At 71.9% G+C, this 16,260-nt stretch carries 14 protein-coding genes; 6 read left to right on the top strand and 8 right to left on the bottom strand.

Annotated elements, in window-relative coordinates; translation table 11 throughout:
- Positions 1-1,371 carry an extracellular solute-binding protein gene (locus tag ABD331_RS17910; RefSeq protein ID WP_344476033.1) on the bottom strand — a complete coding sequence of 457 codons (1,371 nt, stop codon included), beginning with the start codon at positions 1,369-1,371 and terminating at the stop codon, positions 1-3.
- Between the two features lie 14 nt (positions 1,372-1,385).
- Positions 1,386-3,263 (bottom strand): glycoside hydrolase family 127 protein, encoded by a 1,878-nt coding sequence (locus ABD331_RS17905; RefSeq protein ID WP_344476031.1) that lies wholly within the window; start codon positions 3,261-3,263, stop codon positions 1,386-1,388.
- Between the two features lie 239 nt (positions 3,264-3,502).
- On the opposite strand from ABD331_RS17905, the gene ABD331_RS17900 reads away from it, so the two are divergent.
- Entirely contained in the window at positions 3,503-5,428 is a 1,926-nt protein-coding gene (locus ABD331_RS17900; protein WP_344476029.1) for an Ig domain-containing protein, read from the top strand.
- 30 nt (positions 5,429-5,458) lie between these two features.
- On the opposite strand, the gene ABD331_RS17895 is transcribed toward ABD331_RS17900, so the two are convergent.
- From ABD331_RS17895 to ABD331_RS17880, 4 genes are all read right to left on the bottom strand, one after another.
- Positions 5,459-6,796, bottom strand: a complete 1,338-nt coding sequence (locus tag ABD331_RS17895) for a lanthionine synthetase LanC family protein (protein WP_344476027.1) — start codon at positions 6,794-6,796, stop codon at positions 5,459-5,461.
- A gap of 143 nt (positions 6,797-6,939) precedes the next feature.
- The gene (locus ABD331_RS17890) at positions 6,940-7,632 is read right to left on the bottom strand and encodes an ABC transporter ATP-binding protein (RefSeq protein WP_344476025.1); all 693 of its coding nucleotides are present in this window, start codon (positions 7,630-7,632) and stop codon (positions 6,940-6,942) included.
- Positions 7,608-8,438, bottom strand: a complete 831-nt coding sequence (locus tag ABD331_RS17885; RefSeq protein WP_344476023.1) for an ABC transporter permease — start codon at positions 8,436-8,438, stop codon at positions 7,608-7,610. The genes ABD331_RS17890 and ABD331_RS17885 overlap by 25 nt, the downstream gene beginning before the upstream one ends.
- On the bottom strand, positions 8,435-9,727 hold the full coding sequence (locus ABD331_RS17880) for an ABC transporter substrate-binding protein (RefSeq protein ID WP_344476021.1): 1,293 nt from the start codon (positions 9,725-9,727) through the stop codon (positions 8,435-8,437). Before ABD331_RS17880 ends, ABD331_RS17885 begins: the two co-directional genes overlap by 4 nt.
- 85 nt (positions 9,728-9,812) lie before the next feature.
- Between ABD331_RS17880 and ABD331_RS17875 the strand changes: the two genes are divergently transcribed.
- Complete coding sequence (locus ABD331_RS17875; RefSeq protein ID WP_344476019.1) at positions 9,813-10,955, top strand: phosphotransferase; 1,143 nt, start codon at positions 9,813-9,815, stop codon at positions 10,953-10,955.
- Positions 10,956-11,186: 231 nt separating this feature from the next.
- Here the strand turns inward: ABD331_RS17875 and ABD331_RS17870 are convergent, their stop codons facing one another.
- Positions 11,187-11,681: a hypothetical protein gene (locus ABD331_RS17870; protein ID WP_344476018.1), complete on the bottom strand. Its 495-nt coding sequence runs from the start codon at positions 11,679-11,681 to the stop codon at positions 11,187-11,189.
- Between the two features lie 277 nt (positions 11,682-11,958).
- Between ABD331_RS17870 and ABD331_RS17865 the strand changes: the two genes are divergently transcribed.
- Positions 11,959-12,528, top strand: coding sequence for a bactofilin family protein (locus ABD331_RS17865; RefSeq protein ID WP_344476015.1), 570 nt, complete (start codon positions 11,959-11,961; stop codon positions 12,526-12,528).
- A 359-nt stretch (positions 12,529-12,887) separates the two neighbouring features.
- Here ABD331_RS17865 and ABD331_RS17860 read toward each other — a convergent pair whose 3' ends face one another.
- Positions 12,888-13,568: a response regulator gene (locus ABD331_RS17860; RefSeq protein WP_344476495.1), complete on the bottom strand. Its 681-nt coding sequence runs from the start codon at positions 13,566-13,568 to the stop codon at positions 12,888-12,890.
- A gap of 247 nt (positions 13,569-13,815) precedes the next feature.
- Here ABD331_RS17860 and ABD331_RS17855 point away from each other — a divergent pair, with 247 nt between their 5' ends.
- From ABD331_RS17855 to ABD331_RS17845, 3 genes are all read left to right on the top strand, one after another.
- Entirely contained in the window at positions 13,816-14,238 is a 423-nt protein-coding gene (locus tag ABD331_RS17855; protein ID WP_344476013.1) for a hypothetical protein, read from the top strand.
- 217 nt (positions 14,239-14,455) lie between these two features.
- Positions 14,456-14,998, top strand: coding sequence for a hypothetical protein (locus ABD331_RS17850; protein WP_344476012.1), 543 nt, complete (start codon positions 14,456-14,458; stop codon positions 14,996-14,998).
- Between the two features lie 27 nt (positions 14,999-15,025).
- Complete coding sequence (locus tag ABD331_RS17845; RefSeq protein WP_344476010.1) at positions 15,026-16,192, top strand: sensor histidine kinase; 1,167 nt, start codon at positions 15,026-15,028, stop codon at positions 16,190-16,192.
- Positions 16,193-16,260 lie beyond the last annotated feature (68 nt).

Raw genomic sequence — 16,260 nt, 5'->3', positions numbered from 1 at the left:
TCACGGCTCCTGGGTGTGCTGCCACCCCTGCAGCATGCCGGTGATCTTGGGGGTGACCGCCTTGAGGACATCGGCGGCGGGCCGCTCGCCCGACTCCAGCTCCTGCAGGGCAGGGGTGAGGACGTCGCTGGAGATGGCCGACAGGTTCTTGACCCGGTTGCGCAGGTCGGGCACGCCGTGGTCGCGGGCGTAGTCCACGACCGCCGTGCGGAACTCGGGCGGGTGGCCGTCGTTCCCGGTCCAGGAGTCGATGGCCGCCTGGTCCTCGTAGTACTTCTTCTCCTGCGGCATCCACAGCCCCTGCTCGTACAGGTCCACATAGCGGGGGTCGATGTGGAAGGCGAACAGCTCCACCGCCTCCTCCACGTGCCCGGTCGCGGCGAACACCGAGGAGGCGCCCGCGACCTGCGAGGTGGTGAACGGCTCCGCGTACTTCGGCAGCACGCCGATGCCGTAGTCGACCTTGCTCTCGTTCATGTCGAGCAGCGACCAGTGGCCGTCCACCACCATCGCCACCCGCTTGGTCTTGAGCAGGATGTTGGTGCCCGGCACGTCGTCGCCGGTCGCGGCGAGCTGGCCGGGGCCGGGGGCCACGCGGTGCTTGTGGATGAGGTCCTGGAGGTTCTGGAACACCTGGATGGACTCGGGGCTGTCCAGCAGGCACTTCCTGCCGGCCTCGTCGGCGAAGTCGGCGCCGTTGCTGCGCAGGAAGCCGTACCAGGCGGCGGCGTAGGTGAGGCTGATCGAGATGCCGAACTGGCGGACCTGCCCGGGGTCGAAGCCCGGCTCGTCCGGGTGCCTGCCGTTCTGGTCCACGGTCAGCTTGTACGCGTTCTCCACGAGCTGGTCCCACGACCAGGCGGAGGCGGCCACGGCCGGTGGCGCGGCCAGGCCGGCGGCGGCGATCGCGGACTTGCTGTACCACAGCAGCTCGATCTCGTTGGCGGTGGAGACGCCGTGCAGCTTGTCCTGGCCGTACCAGAGGTAGGCGTCGGGCAGGTAGCCGGCGAGCTGCGGATACTTTTGCAGGTACGGGAAGAGGTTGACCAGGTTGCCCTGCTCCGCCAGCCGGAACGACATCGACATCGGCACGTAGCCCACGTCGGGTGTCTTCCCGCCGGCCACGAGGCTGTTGAGCTTGACGTCGTACTCGTCGGGGGTGAAGACCGGTTTCACCTTGATGCCGGGGTTCTGCTGCTCGAAGGCCTTGAGCATCTTCTCGACGGCGGCCTTCTCGAACGTCGAACCCCAGTACATGAACTGCAGCTCGGTGGCGCCGGCGGCCCCGCCGCCGCCCGAGCCGCAGGCCGCCGTGCCGGCCGCGCCCAGCGCGGCGAGGGCGCCCATCCTTAACAGATCTCTTCTCTTCATGGGGGGTGTGTCCTTCAGGTGAGGGGCATCCAGACCCGCATCGGGCCGCCGTCGCGGTTGTCCCACTGGTGGTAGGGGACGGCGGTGGCGGTCGCGCGTCCGGCGGGGATTTCGCCGGCGCCGGTGGTGTAGGGCAGCCCGTGCGGCGGCGCGGGCGGCAGGCGGACGGCGTCGGCCTCGATGAGCACGGTCCTGCCGATGCCGGGCAGGTCGCGCTCGACGGTGCGCAGGGCGGCGCCGGGGGCGAGGGCCAGGTCGCCGAGGTCGGTGTCCTGGTCGACCTGCTCGAAGCAGTAGACGAGGGGGCCGCGTTCGACGGCCGCGCAGCCGCGCAGGGCGTCGATCCTGCGATGCGGGCGGACGAGGCGGGGCGTCAGGTCGAGGTCGAGGGTGAAGGTGTCGCCCGCCTGCCACTCGCGCCGGATGGCGGCGTAACCGTCCGGGCCGGGGGCCGGGGTGGTGGTGGTGCTCCAGGCGGGCACGCGGAGCCGGAGCGTCCACTCGCCGCCCGGCGCGGACCGGACGGTGAGGCGCACCCGCCCGTCCCACGGGTAGCCGGTCTCGACGTCGAGGGTGACGCCGCCGGCGCGGATGACGCCGGGCGCGTACTGGTGCACCGAGACGCCGTCGTCGCCGGTGGTGGCGACGTAGTGGCCGAGCGAGGAGACCAGCCGCATGATGTTCGGCGGGCAGCACGCGCAGGCGAACCACTCCCGCCGCCTGCCGAGGTAGGAGTCCTCGAACAGGTCGGCGCGGCGCTGCAGCGGGTTGACGTAGAAGAAGCGGGTGCCGTTGGCGCTGGTGGAGGCGGCGAAGGCGTTGTGGAGGGTGCGCTCGATCAGGTCGGCGTAGCGGCCGTGCCCGGTGGCCAGCAGCAGCCGCCAGTTCCAGTGCACGGAGGCGATGGCCGCGCAGCTCTCGTTGTAGGCGCGGTCGGGCGGCAGCTCGTACCGCTCGCCGAACGCCTCGCCGTCGTGGCGGGAGCCGTGGCCGCCGGTGATGGCGGTCTTGCTGGCGACCAGGTCCTCCCAGCGGCGCACGGAGGAGGCCAGCAGCTCCGCGTCGCCGGTCTCGACGGCGACGTCCACGACGCCCGACTCCAGGTAGAGCTGGCGCACGGCGTGCCCGACGGCGGTGGGGGCCTCGCGGACGGGCAGGTGGTCCTGGGCGTACAGGGGGCCCATGCCGGTGTTCTTGATCAGGCCCTTGCCGCGGTTGTCGATGAGCTTGCGGGCCAGCTCCAGGTAGCTCCGCTCCCCCGTGAGCCGGTACAGCTCGACCAGGGCCGTCTCGATCTCGGCGTGCCCGTCGATGCCGTCGTCGCCGTCCACGAGGAAGCGCCGGACGAGCAGGTCGGCGAAGCGGCGGGCGACGGCGAGCAGGTCGTCGCCGAGCCCGGCTCTGGACGCTGCCACGGCCGCCTGGATCAGGTGGCCGGCGCAGTACATCTCGTGGCTGTACTCCAGCTCGGTGAAGATCTTGTCCGGTTTGACGACCTGGTAGTGGGAGTTCAGGTAGCCGTCGGGGCGCTGGGCGCGGGCCAGCAGCGCGGCCGACTCCGCGACGAACGCGCGGTAGGTCGCGTCGTGCTCGTCGTCCGGGTGCCTGCAGTGCTCCCAGGCGACGGCCTCCAGTTGTTTGTACAGGTCGGAGTCCTGGAACCGGTAGCCCTGGAAGGCGCCTTCCGCCTCCCCCGCCGCCAGCCTCAGGTTGGGCGCCGCGCCGGACCTCTCCATCTGTTCGAGGCCGAGCGGGATGCTCGCCTGCCGGTTGATCTGCTGCCAGCGGCCGAAGGGGCCCGCGTGGATCTCGACGTCGTCGATGCTCAGCGGCCGAAGGGCCGCGGTGGAGGGCGCCAGCGGGCCGCGGACGCGGCCCGTGAGGTCAGACATCGTGCTCCCTGTCCGAGGCAAACGGTTGCCCTCCCTTGCTCCCGCACCGCGCCGTGGATTGCAACCTGCACTGCCCGAAAACCTTTTCTTCGTTATCGGAACGTTGCATTGCTGCAAGCGGAGCAGAGCGCCCTTGACAGACGGCTACGGATGGGTTGTGCTTCCGAAAACCTTTTAGATCTTTCGCAATCCCCGCCCTCGCGGCGGGTGCCCGCACCCCCTGGCGAAAGGTTTCCGCCATGAGACGACCGGCCGTCGCCGCCGTCCTCCTCCTCGCGTCCCTCGTCGCGTCGCTCTTCACCGGCCCCGCCGGGCCCGCCCACGCGGCCGGTCCCGCGCAGCTCGTCGACCTGTTCGGCAGGACCGTCAACTCCTACGGCGTCAAGCTCGTGGACTGGCAGGGCTACCTGGCCAACCCGTACGTCGAGCTCACCGTCAGGCCGCCGGCCGACATGCGCTTCCCGCTCACGATCGACCTGAAGGCCGAGGGCACGTCCAGGCTGATGATGGACCTGCCCAGCCAGCTCACCGCCACCGGCGCCACCAAGACCCTGACCTTCGCGAGCGCCTCGGAGCAGAAGGTCTTCCGCCTGGCCATCCACTCCAGGCGCGGGCCCGGCGCCGACGAGCAGCACACGCTGCGGCTGTCCATCAGGGACGCGGGCGGGGCCACGTACCAGCACTCCCTGCCCATCCACGTGCAGCAGGACGAGAAGAGCGCGCTCCAGCCCACCATCCCGATCGCCTTCGACTACCGCTACGACACCATCACCGGCTACTTCTCCGACACCGGCGTGCGCACGGCGGCCGAGGAGGCGGTCAAGGACTGGTTCCGCTTCTTCGACCTGCAGCCGTTCGACACCGTGGCGGCCGGCGCCGAGCCCAACCACCTGCCCGGCAACGACTGGCAGAACACCGTCAACGTCACCAACAACGCCGCCTACAACGGCATGTACGTCTTCTTCCGCGGCATCCAGACCCCGTACTCGACCGGCTACCCCGCAAGCAACGGCCGCTACAGCACGCGCGGCGGCCAGCAGGTGCCCGGCCCGCTGCACCGCTCGACCGCGATGATCCTCGAGTACGACGAGGCGAACAAGCAGCTCTTCACGTCCCTCGCCGACAAGGACTGGTACCGGACCGAGATCCAGGGCTCCGTGCTCGACGTGCACGGCCTGGTCATGCACGAGTATGGCCACGCCGTCGCCTTCCACAGCGACTGGGCCGGGATGCGCTCCTACGTGGCGGGCGGCGGCAACGACCCCGACGTGGTCGCCTACCAGGGCCGTGCCGTCCCGCTCGACAGCAGCTACCACATCCCCGGCGACCAGCCCAACTGGGACCGCCTCAGCGGGCAGAGCGGCGGCTGGACCCACCTGTTCCCCACCCGCCGCTGGATGCTCACCAAGCTGGCGCTCCTGGTGGCCGAGAACGCCGGGTGGAAGCTCAACCGCAACCTCACCCCGTTCCTGCCGCCGTCCATCACCACCACCTCACTCCCCCAGGCGACGCCGGGCGCCGCCTACCAGCACACGCTGGCGGCCCGGGGCGGGGTGCCGTTCTACGACTGGCAGGTGACCGGCGGCTCACTGCCCGCCGGGCTCACCCTCGACCGCTTCACCGGCGCCATCACCGGCACCCCGGCGGCGGCCGGCACGTCAACCTTCACCGTGCAGCTCCGCGACTACGACCGGCTCAGCACCCCCGTGACCCGGTCCTTCACCCTCACCGTCGGCGGCGCGCCCGCCGCGAACCTCGCCCTGAGCGCCACTCCTTCGGCCTCCTACACCTCGCCCTGGGAGAGCGTCGCGGCACTCAACGACGGCATCGACCCGCCCTCCTCGAACGACACCGTCAACCGGAGGTGGGGGACGTGGCCGCAGACGGGGACGCAGTGGGCCGAGCTGAGCTGGGCTTCCGCGCAACCGTTGCGGGCGGCCGAGGTGTACTTCTTCGATGACAACGGAGGGGTGCGGGTGCCTGCCTCGTGGCGGCTGCAGTACTGGAACGGGAGTGCCTACGTCGATGTGCCCGGGACCTATCCGACAGCGGTCAACGGCTACAACCGGGTGACGTTCGGGGCGGTGAGCACCAGCCGGCTCCGGGTGGTGCTGCAGAGCGGGGCCGGGTCGGTCGGGCTGCTGGAGGTCAAGGCCTACGGCTGAGCCCGCGAGGGGCGGCCGACCGCCTCCCCCTCAGACCTCACCGGCGGTCGCGGGAGGCGGCAGCGGGATGGCCGGGAACGGGTTGTCGGGCAGGAGGATGATCCGCCGCGCCTGCTTCGGCTGCCCCGCCGCATCCAGGTGAAGCAGGGCCGCGCCGATGCCGGCCGCCCCCACCATGTACCCGGTGTCGGCCGTGACCTCACCGGGCCGCAGCCGCCGGTAGGCCTGGTACCAGCGATAACCCTGCCCGTTGGGGTCGGTGGCGCGGCCGATGAGGTCGGCGGCGAGCGTCCGCGCGTACTCCAGGTGCGATGAGTCCCCGGTCGCCGCCCACAGCCCGACGAACAACTCGATCACACCCGCCGCGCCACAACACTGGCAGGCGACGTTCCAATACCCCTCGGTACGCCGCCGCGGCGCCCCGCTGCGCACGATGCCGCGCGCCAGCCGCTCCACCCACTCCAGGTCGCCGGCGTCGCCCGTCACCCGGTGCAGCTCGTAGAACATCCGCGCCACGCCCGCCGACCCGGAGCAGAACCCGAGGTAGTGCAGGCTGCGCGCGTGCGGCACGTGGTGCGGGACGACCGCGCACGCGCCGGTCACGACGCTGACCTCACGGACGAAGGCCGCGCCACTGCGGGCCGCGTTCAGGAACTGCTTGTCGCCCGTCACCCCGTACAGGCGGGCGAGCAGGAACGCGGTGCCGGCCGTACCGGCCAGGAAGCCGGGGGTGACGGCGTCCACGGGCAGGTCGGCGCAGTCGCCGAAGCGGTGGCCCGGCACGGGGAGCTGGGCGATGCGCCGGCCCGCCTCCACCGCCGCCTCCTCGTACGCCGGCGTGCCGAGATGGGTGGCGGCCCGCAGCAGCCCCAGGATGATCCCGCCCTCGCCGCGCTGCGCCGGGTCGCGCGACCAGGTCACCCCGTCGCCGCCGCCGCGGCCCCGCTGGACGATGAAGTCGGCGATGGCCGCCGCCTCCGACTCGAACTCGGGCTCGCCGAGTGTCCAGCCCGCCTCCATGAGGGCGACCATCACGCCGGTCAGCCCGTGGTAGAGGGACAGGTCGTCCTGCTCGCGCCAGGTGGTGGCCAGCCGGCGGGCTCCCGCTCTGGCGTCCTCCAGGTACGCCTCGTGCCCGGTGGCGGCGGCCAGCTCCAGGAAGAACAGCACGACTCCGGCCGCGCCCGAGTACAGCGACCAGGGCTCGGCGGTGACCGCCGACGCGCCGCGGATGTCGGGGTTCGCCTGCCAGCGCCGTCCGTGCTCGTCGTCGGTCGCGGCCGATCGGATCCACCGGCCGGCCAGGATGGCGGCGGTCAGCGGGGAGTCGGCACGTGCGCTCGACGCGCGCATCTCGTCCAGGCTCATGCTGTTATTTTCCCATACGGTTGGTAGGAATACTCGGAATCTTGGAAAATCGACCCACTGGAAACCGCCCTTCCATTATGGCGGCACCACACGGCACCACACGGCAACACGGCATCGCCGGTCACGCCGCACCCGTCCCATGGTCAGGCGCCGGCGGTCACGCCGAGGGCGCCCAGCAGCTCGGCCCGGGCGGCGGCGGGGTCGGAGCCGGCGTCGAGCCGCAGCTCGGCGGCGATCCGGCCGTGATCGAGCACGAGCACGCGGGCGGCCAGCGCGATGGCCTCGTCCACGTCGTGGGTCACCAGCAGCACGGCGGGGCGGTGCTGCTCGAACAACCGGCGCAGCAGGGCGTGCATCTTCAACCGGGTCAGCGCGTCGAGCGCGCCGAACGGCTCGTCGGCCAGCAGCAGGCGCGGCTCGCGTACCAGAGACCTGGCCAGCGCGACGCGCTGCTGCTCGCCGCCGGACAGCTCGTTCGGCCACGCCCGCTCCCGCCCCTCCAGCCCCACCTCGGCGAGACTGTCGCGGCCGCGCTGCTCCGCGCCCGTCAGGCCGAGCACGACGTTGGGCAGGACGCGCTGCCAGGGCAGCAACCGGGCGTCCTGGAAGACCACCGACACCTCGGCGGGGACCTGGAGCTCCCCCTCTCCTTCGACGTCCGCGTCCAGCCCGGCCAGCGCCCGCAGCAGCGTGCTCTTGCCGGACCCGCTCCTGCCGAGCAGGGCCACGAACTCTCCGGGTGCCAGCTCCAGGTCCAGGTCGTCGAGCACCTTGCGGTCGCCGTACCTGCGGGTCAGGCCCTTGACCCTGATCAGCTCGCCAGTGTGCGCCGCCACGACAGCGCCCTCCTTTCCACGAGGCGGACGGCGGCGTCGGAGAACAGGCCGAGCAGCCCGTACAGGACGATGCCGACCAGGATGACGTCGGTCTGCCCGTACGTGCGGGCCAGGTCCATCATGTAGCCGATGCCGCTGGTCGAGTTGATCAGCTCGGCCACCACCAGGAACAGCCACGCCGTCGTGACCGCGAACCGCAGCCCGAGCAGGAACCCGGGCAGCGCTCCCGGCAGCACGACCTTCCTGATGAACGCGCCCCGCCCCAGATCGACGGTCTCGGCCAGCTCCACGTAGCGGCTGTCGATGCCGCGCAGGCCGTTGTGCGTGTGGATGTAGATCGGCACCAGCACGCCGACGGCGATTACGGTGATCTTCATGCCCTCGCCGATGCCCAGCCAGAGGATGAGCAGCGGCATGATCGCCAGCGACGGGATGGCGCGCTTGATCTGCACAGGGCCGTCGATGACGGCCTCGCCCCAGCGGCTCAGCCCGGACACCAGCGCCAGCACCGTGCCGAGCGGCACACCGATCGCCAGCCCCGACGCGACCCTGCCTACCGAGGTGAGCAGGTTGTCCTGGAGCCGTCCCGACTCGGTCAGGTCGGCGGCGGTGGTGATGACGGTCCAGGGGGCGGACAGGAAGCGGGGGTCGAGCCAGCCGGTGGCCGAGGCGATCGTCCAGAGGGCCAGGAGGAGGGACGGGCCCAGCAGGAAGCCCAGCTTGATCGGGCGGCCTGGTCTGAGGCGGCGGCGGGGTTGTGCGCGGGTGGTGGGGGTGGACGTGGGGGGCGAGGTGAGCAGCGTCATCGGGGGGCTCCCTGGGATCCGGTGGCCGTGAGCCGGACTTGGTACGCGCCGCCCGCCGACCGGCCTTCGATCGCGTCCGATGACCGACCGGCACCCGCGAGACCTGCCTGGGGCGCCGCGCCCGCCGACCGACCCGCAACCGTGTTCGCGGACGGGGCCTGGGGGGCCGCGTCGGTGGATTCGCCCTGCGTCACGTCTCCTGAGCCGCCCGCGGCCCCGGCCCCCGACCGGCCCTCGACCGCCTGCGCGCCGACCGCCTCGTAACGCAGGTCGTACAAATCCTCGGCCCTGAGCGGCGGGTTGCCGGTCTCGGCGGCCAGGATGTCGATGGTCTCCTGGTGCCGCCGGATGGCGTCCGCCCAGTCGGCCGGGATGTCGGGCTCGCCCGCCTGCTTGACGAGATACTCCCCGTCAGCGGCGGTCAGGCCCTGGTCCTTGACGTAGTAGCCCTCGATCCACTCCTTGGGATGCTCGTAGACCCAGCGGGCGGCCTTGGCCCAGGCGGCGACGTACTCGCGGATGGCGGCGGCCTTGGCCGGGTCCCGCAGCGTGGTGGTGCGGACGTAGAGATGGCCGGGGTCGTCGCGGATGCCGTGCGCGATCGTCGTGGCGCCGTCGCGGCCGAACTTGGTGAGGTACCGCTTGATGTTGACGCCGCCGATGGGGGCCACGTCCACCTGCTTGGAGGCCAGCGCGTTCGGGTAGACGTCGCCGGTGCTCGGCAGCTCGACCAGGGTGACGTCGTCCTTGGTGAGGCCGGCCTTCTTGAGCGCCTTGAGTACCAGCGCGCCCTGGGCCTGGCCCGGGCTGTAGGCGATCTTCTTGCCGCGCAGGTCGGCCAGGGCCCGCACGCTGACGCCGGGGGCGACGCCGAGTTCGTACGTGGGGTGGGCGAGCGGGTCCTGGCGGAACTTGGAGGCGACGATCTTGGCGGGCAGGTCGGTCCAGACGGCGTGGATCGGCGGGATCTCCGCGACGGCGCCGACGTCCAGCGCGTCGGCCCTGAACGCCTCGCTCGTCTGCGGGCCGCCGCTGAGGTTGGCCCACTCGATGTCGAACGAGAACTTGCCGATCTCGCCGGACAGCTGGAGCGCCACCTTGGTCGGCGGGTCTCCGACGATCAGCTTGGTGCCCTTGGGCACGGTGGTGGGCAGCGGCGCGTCCGCCGCCAGCGCCGGCGCGCCCGTCTCCGATCCCTCCGGCGACGCGCAGGCGGCCAGCGGGACGAGCAGGAGGAGCGCGGCGAGCACCGAGCGGGGACGCAGGGTGGGGCGGGGGGCCTGGCTCATGGCCTTGACGGTACGGACCCATCGCCGTGAAGTCAACTTTTCCTACCTGCTTTTAGGGTATTTGCTGGACGCGTAGGCTGTGGCGGTGATCAACGTGGTGGAGTGGACACGGCTGGAGCCTTGGCGGGTGGCCCGCGTCCGCACCGATGGGGGCGAGACGGTGATCGTCAAGTGGTCGGGGCCGCACGCCGCGCGTACGCACAGCGAGGAGTGGCGGCTGCGGACGGAGGTGGCCGCGCTCCGGTTCCTGGCGGAGGACCTGGGGGTGCGGGTGGCGCCACGGGTGCTGACCACCTCTCACATTCCGGCCGAGAAGTTGAAGGCGCGGGCCACCTCCTTCGTGCCGGCCGCGGAGCTGGAGGCGTCCGCGGTCCTGGCCGAGGGCTTGGGCGCTGGGCACGTCGTGCTGGAGGACCTCGCACCCCGCACCCCGCTCGACGGCCTGCTGCGCCGCGACGGCGCCGAGGCCCACGCGGCGCGCCTCACCGCGTTCGCCCACGCCCGGGGCGAGCTGGGCGCGATCACGGCGGGACACGCGAGCCTGTACTATCGGCGGCGCAGCACCCTCGGCCCCGTCGACCCCACCGCCGACCTGCTCGGCCACGTCGGCCGGCTGCGAGCGTCGGGGACGCCCCAGACCGACGCGCTGGAGGTGCCCGCCAGGGGCGGGGTGGCGCGGGAGCTGGAGGCGGCGCTGGACGAACTGGCCGATCCGGGGCCGTTCCTGGTGTTCAGCAACGGAGATCCGGACACCAACAACGTCCTGGTACGCGAGAGCGGCCCGCCCGACCCGAGGCTGATCGACTTCGAGTTCGCCGGGTACAGGCACGCGCTGCACGACGCGGCGTACCTGCACGTGCCGGGGCCGGCGTGGATGTGGGCGGCGTTGCCGGATTCAGGGGACGTCTACCGGCGTGCGCTGGCCGCCGGGGTTCCCGAGGCCGAGGACGAGCGGCGTTACGGGCGCGGGCTGGTGGCGGCGTGCGTGGCGTACGCGCTGAGCCGCCTGACGCGGCTGCCCGTCCTGGACGCCCGCCCGGCCGGGGACGACAGCCGGGCTCAGCTCGTGGCGACGATGGAGGCCACGGCCCGCACCGCCGACACCCGCCGGGCGCTGCCCCACCTGGCCGGATGGTGCCGCCACCTGGCCGCCGCCCTGCGCCGCCGCTGGCCGGACGCGGACATCGACGTCGCGACGCTGAGCCCGTACACACCGCGAGGCCGCTGACCCGAACCGCGCCCCGCACCCCGCCGACCGGGCCTCCCGCCCCGCACCCCGCGACGGTCCGACCGGCCTCACGCCCGGATCGGGACGGCGACCCGAACGCCACCGCCCCGACCCTCAGGGCCCTCTCCCCCGACCCTCAGGGCCCTCTTCTCTTCCTCTGCCCCTCAGGGCTTTCTCCCTCTGCCCCTCAGGGCTCTCTTCCCTTGAGCAGGCCTCGCCCCAAGCCACCCATCAGCTCGTGTTCCCCTCCGCCGACGAGCAGCGGTGCAGCACAGTGGCCCGCTTCGTGGAAGCGCCGCTCAGCCGCACGAACGGCTGCACGGTGGTCGTCCCCGCCCCGACGCTGATCAGCGCGAACGTCGACCGGGCCTCGAAGAACTCCTGATGGTTGGCGAAGTTGGCCGGCCCGAACGTCCCCTCGAACGGCGCCGACCCGTTGACCGCCCAGCCGAGCCGCAGCTCGGCCCCGGCGTCCACGCCGACGTCGGCGGTGACGTCGGCCTTGATGAGCTGCGACGACGTCACGGTGACGGTGCGTGGCGGGGTGAGCGCCAGCCAGCCGAGCGCCGGTGTGACGCCGAACGACCCGGCCTGGCAGCCCGCCTGCGCCGCGGGCACGGCCCCGGCGGGCTGTACGGACGTGACCACCGCCGCGACCAGCGACACGGCGCCGAGCGCCGCCGCGCCCGCGATCCGGCCGCGCGACGACCTGGTGAGGTGTTCCATGAGTCTCCCCCTTGCCTGGGTGTGCTTCTCCGGCCGGCGCCGCCGGTCGACGCATTGTGTCCCCGAGTCGAGCGGAACGGCGCCTGCCCACCAGGCGTGACAATCGGTTCCGCCCTCTGGGACGCCCGTTCCAGGGCCGTGCCAAGGGGTGCGGATCGCGTACCGAACCAGATGAGAAGCCCCTAATGTCCCTCTCACGTGGCAGCCACGGCCGGCCGGGATGCTCATTCATGCCAGGGCGGACGACCCGCCCCGGTCAACTGACGAAAGGCACGACATGAAGGCGATCAAGCTGGCCGTCGCCGGCGCGCTCCTCGGCACGGTGCTCGGCGGCCTGGCCATGGCCACCCCCGCCGCCGCCGACTCGCGTGCCTGCGAGGGCACGATCCGGGCCGCGAGCGTTGACGACGTGCACGTCCCCAAGGGCGCCGCCTGCACCCTCCTTGGCACCCGCGTGGACGGCAACGTCAAGGTCGGCGGCGGGGGCACCCTGGTGGCGCGCGGTGTCCGGGTTGACGGCGACGTCCAGGCGGAGGGCGCCCGCGCGGTCTCGGTCACCGGCGGCTCGAAGGTGGGCGGCAACATCCAGGTGGAGGACAGCGGCTCCGTGACTGTGACCTCGTCCCGGATCGACGGTGACGTCCAGTTGGAGGACAACCGGCGGTATGTGCGTGTCAACGGCACCAAGGTGGACGGCAACATCCAGCTCAAGGACAACCGCAGGGGTCTGCAGGCGCACCGCAACAAGGTGGGCGGCAACCTGGAGTGCGAGGGCAACCGCTCGAAGGTGAGCGGCGGCGAGAACTCCGTGCGGGGCGACAAGGAAGGCCAGTGCCGCCGCTTCTGACCGCCTCCCCGCACTGGCCCCCGGGCCCGCGTTGACCCCCGCTTGCCCCGCAAACCCGCGTTGACCCCCGCTTGCCCCGCAAACCCGCGTTGACCCCCGCTTGCCCCGCAAACCCGCGTTGGCCCCCGCTGGCCCGGGTCGACACCCGCTGGCCCCCGCAGGCCCGGGTCGACACCCGCTTGCCCCCGCAGGCCCGGGTCGATACCCGCTTGCGCGCGCAGGCCCGGGTCGATACCCGCTTGCGCGCGCAGGCCCGGGTCGACACTCGCTTGCCCCCGCAGGCCCGCGTCGACCGCCGCTGGCCCGCGTTGACGCCCGCGCGCCCGCGTTGACTACCGCTGATTCGCGCTGACCCGCGCTCAGGCGTCGCCGCCGCACTCGACCAGCCCCGACTGGTACGCGGCGGCGACGGCCTGGGCGCGGTCGCGCAGCCCGAGTTTCATCAGCACGCGGGCGACGTGGGTCTTGACCGTGGCCTCACCGATCACCAGCTCACCGGCGATCTCGGCGTTCGACAGGCCGCGCGCGACCCACGACAGCACCTCACGCTCGCGCGGGGTGAGCGCCCGCATCTCCTCCGGCGTCAGGGCGCTCAGCACGGGCCGCGCGGCGAACTCCCTGAGCAGCATCCGCGTCACCGGCGGGGCCAGCCACGCGTCACCGGCGGCCAGCGCCCTGACGGCGTCGGCGAGGGTGGCGGGCGCGGCGTCCTTGAGCAGGAAGCCGGTGGCGCCGTTGCGGATCGCGGCGCCGACCGCCGCGTCGATGTTGTACGCCGTCAGGATGAGGACCCTGATCGGCTTGTCCGGGTCCTGCGACGACACGTCCTCGGTGATGAGCCTCGTGGCCTCCACCCCGTCCACGCCGGGCATGCGCACGTCCATCACGACGACGTCCGGCTGCAGCAGCCTGGCCTCCCGGACGGCCTCGCCGCCGTCGCCCGCCTCCGCGATGACCTTGATGTCGGGCTCGGCCTCCAGCAGCATCGCGAGGCCGGCCCGGAAGAGTGACTGGTCGTCGGCAAGAAGCACGCGAATCATCGCCACGCCCCCCTGTCTCTTTTCGGGGTCGATCATAAATGCTGACGCACCCCCGGCTCCATGGATTAAACGCAGCCCCGGAGCGCCCGGTTCCCACTACTCCGGAAAACGGATTTCCGCCCGGCAGGTAATCCCGCAGGGGGACGGCAGAAAGTCCGCTCCCCGGCTGACGACGCGACGTTCCAAACAGCGCAGCATCGAGACCGTAAATGCCATCGGGCACGAAAAGACAAGCGAGGAGGCTGCCATGACCACCGGATCGTTCCAACCGTACGACGTGCCGCCGGCCGTGCTCTCCGGCCGGTTCGAGGCCACCGTGGTGGACCCGGGCTCGGCCCCCACCGAGATCGTCAGGGCCGGTCAGCCGTGGCGGGTGGACCTGGAGTGGGAGATCACCGGACTGCTGGTGCCGTCGCTGGCCGGCACCTGGCACGTCCAGCTCGACATCGACCCCAGCGGGGGCGGGGTCGAGTCGCAGCACCCGGCGACGCCGGTCGCCAGGCCGCTGACCCCGGCCAACGGCCTCTACACCGAGCAGTTCGTCATGCAGAACGTGCTCGCCCCCGGCAACTACGAGCTGGTCGCGAACCTCACGTACACGGACGCGATCGGCGCGCCGTCCCCGCTGGGCGGCTTCGTGAAACTGGGCCGGGTCATGGTGCAGGGCTGATTCCCGCACCGCGTTCAAGGTAATTCCAGCGGAGGCGGCCGGAATCTTTCCGCCGCCTCCGCATTTCCGCTGATAAATGCTGCTTCACAGCCCACATCACCAGGTGTTCAATGTATGAGGCCCGTCCAGCGAAAAGATCTGTGGCCTCTTCGGACCGCCATCGAAAGATCGGAACGGAAAGGCCGTCCAGATCATGTGCGACAGTAATTGCAGGCCCATGGATCTCCGGGTCTCCATGCAGCTCAGAAAGGCCACCGATCGGGTGGCCGGCCATATCGCCGTCGGCGTCCTGGCCGATTCCGGCGTCGTGCTGGTGCCGGAACCGCCGGCGGAGCTGACCGACCCGGACCGGGAGATCGAGGCGCTGATCATCCCGAACCCGCCGACGGAGCACACGCTCATCGAGCGCATCGCGCCGAGCAGGATCGCCACCTTCGCGCTGGACCGGCGCGAGCGCGTCATCGTGGCCGTCGTCATGCTCGCCGAGCGGTCGCGTCACGCCGGTCAGATCCACCGCTACGACCCGCCGTCGATCGCTCGCGTGCTGGAGGAGGGCGGCGACTTCTGGGACGCGCTGGAGGTCACCGGGGCGATCGCCCGGGGGATCCGGACGATCCCGGACGAGCTGCTGCGGGAGGCCGACAGGCTGGAGCGGTTGCAGCGGCGGCTGAGGCCGTCCCACTACCTGTCCCACACCTACGAGTCGGTGGCCTGGGGCGTCTGCCCCTGGCTGCCGAAGTGCCCGAGCGGCAAGCACTGACACCTCCCGAAGGCGAGGCGATCCGATGTGAAGAGCCCGGCCGAACGCATCCGCGCGCTCCCCGTCCTTCTGCAGGACGCCTCGCTGGCAGTGGTGATCACCGTCGTCGACATCGAGCTCTTCTCGACGGCGGTGATCCCCGGACCCGCCATGGCCCTCTACGCGGCGTCCGGCGCGGCCATCCTGGCCTGGCGCCGCCGGGCGCCCGTAGCGGTGTTCGGGCTCACCTGGGTGCACAACCTCCTGCAGTTCCTCGTCTCCGACTACTCGCCGCTGCTGGGCCTGATGCTCGCGCTGTTCACGCTGGCCGCGCGCACCGTTCTCAGGGCCGCTCTCGTGGCGCTGGTCCTGGCCTACACGGCCAACGTCGCCGCCGTCCTGCGGGAGTTCCTCGCGCTTCCCGAGCAGAATCCGGTCCTGCTCGTCGTCATGCTGACCTACTACTTCATGTGGTTCACGGGAGCCTGGGGAACCGGCAGGTGGGCGCGCGTGAGCCGGCTGCGCATCGCCGAGCTGGACTTCCTGCGCCGCGCCGAGGCGTTCCAGGCGGTCATCGACGAGCGCATGCGCATCGCCCGCGAGCTGCACGACGTCGTCGCCCACTCCGTGACCATGATGCTGCTGCAGGCCGCCAACGCCCGCAAGCTGCTCGCCGGTGACCAGCCGCAGGCCGGCCGGATGCTGGCGCAGGTGGACGAGTTCGGCCAGGAGACGATGGAGCAGCTGCGCAACATGCTGGTCGTGCTGCGCGCCGACGGGACGGGCGACGAGGACGCGGGCGGGCTGGGCCTGGACGACGTCGCGACGCTCCTGGACGGGGTGCGCAGGGCCGGGCTCCCGGTCACCCTCGACGCCGGCGGGGACCTCGGCCGGCTCGACCCCGCCGTGGGGCTGGCCGCGTACCGGATCGTCCAAGAGGCGCTGACCAACGTGTCCAAGCACGCGGGCCCCGACGCGCACGCCCGCGTCGAGCTGTCGCGCGTCGGCGAGCGCCTGTGCGTGCAGGTGAGCAACGACGTCTCCGGGGCGGCGCGCGCCGGGGCGCGGCCGGCGCCGGGCGGGCACGGGCTGATCGGGCTGCGCGAGCGCGCCGCCGCCGTCGGCGGCACGCTGGAGTCCGGCCCCACCCCGTCAGGCGGTTTCCGCGTACGCGCGCTGCTCCCCCTCGCGCGGCAGCCCGCGATGCCCTCCTGACCTCCCGCCGCCGTCCCGGGTCCCCCTGTGGGTGTACGCGGAAGGTCCGTTCGGTGAAGGACGACGCG

The organism is Nonomuraea monospora (assembly GCF_039531895.1).
Lineage (GTDB): Bacteria > Actinomycetota > Actinomycetes > Streptosporangiales > Streptosporangiaceae > Nonomuraea > Nonomuraea monospora.
The sequence above is the reverse complement of the archived record's forward strand: the minus strand, read 5'-3'. Positions and strand labels throughout refer to the sequence as shown.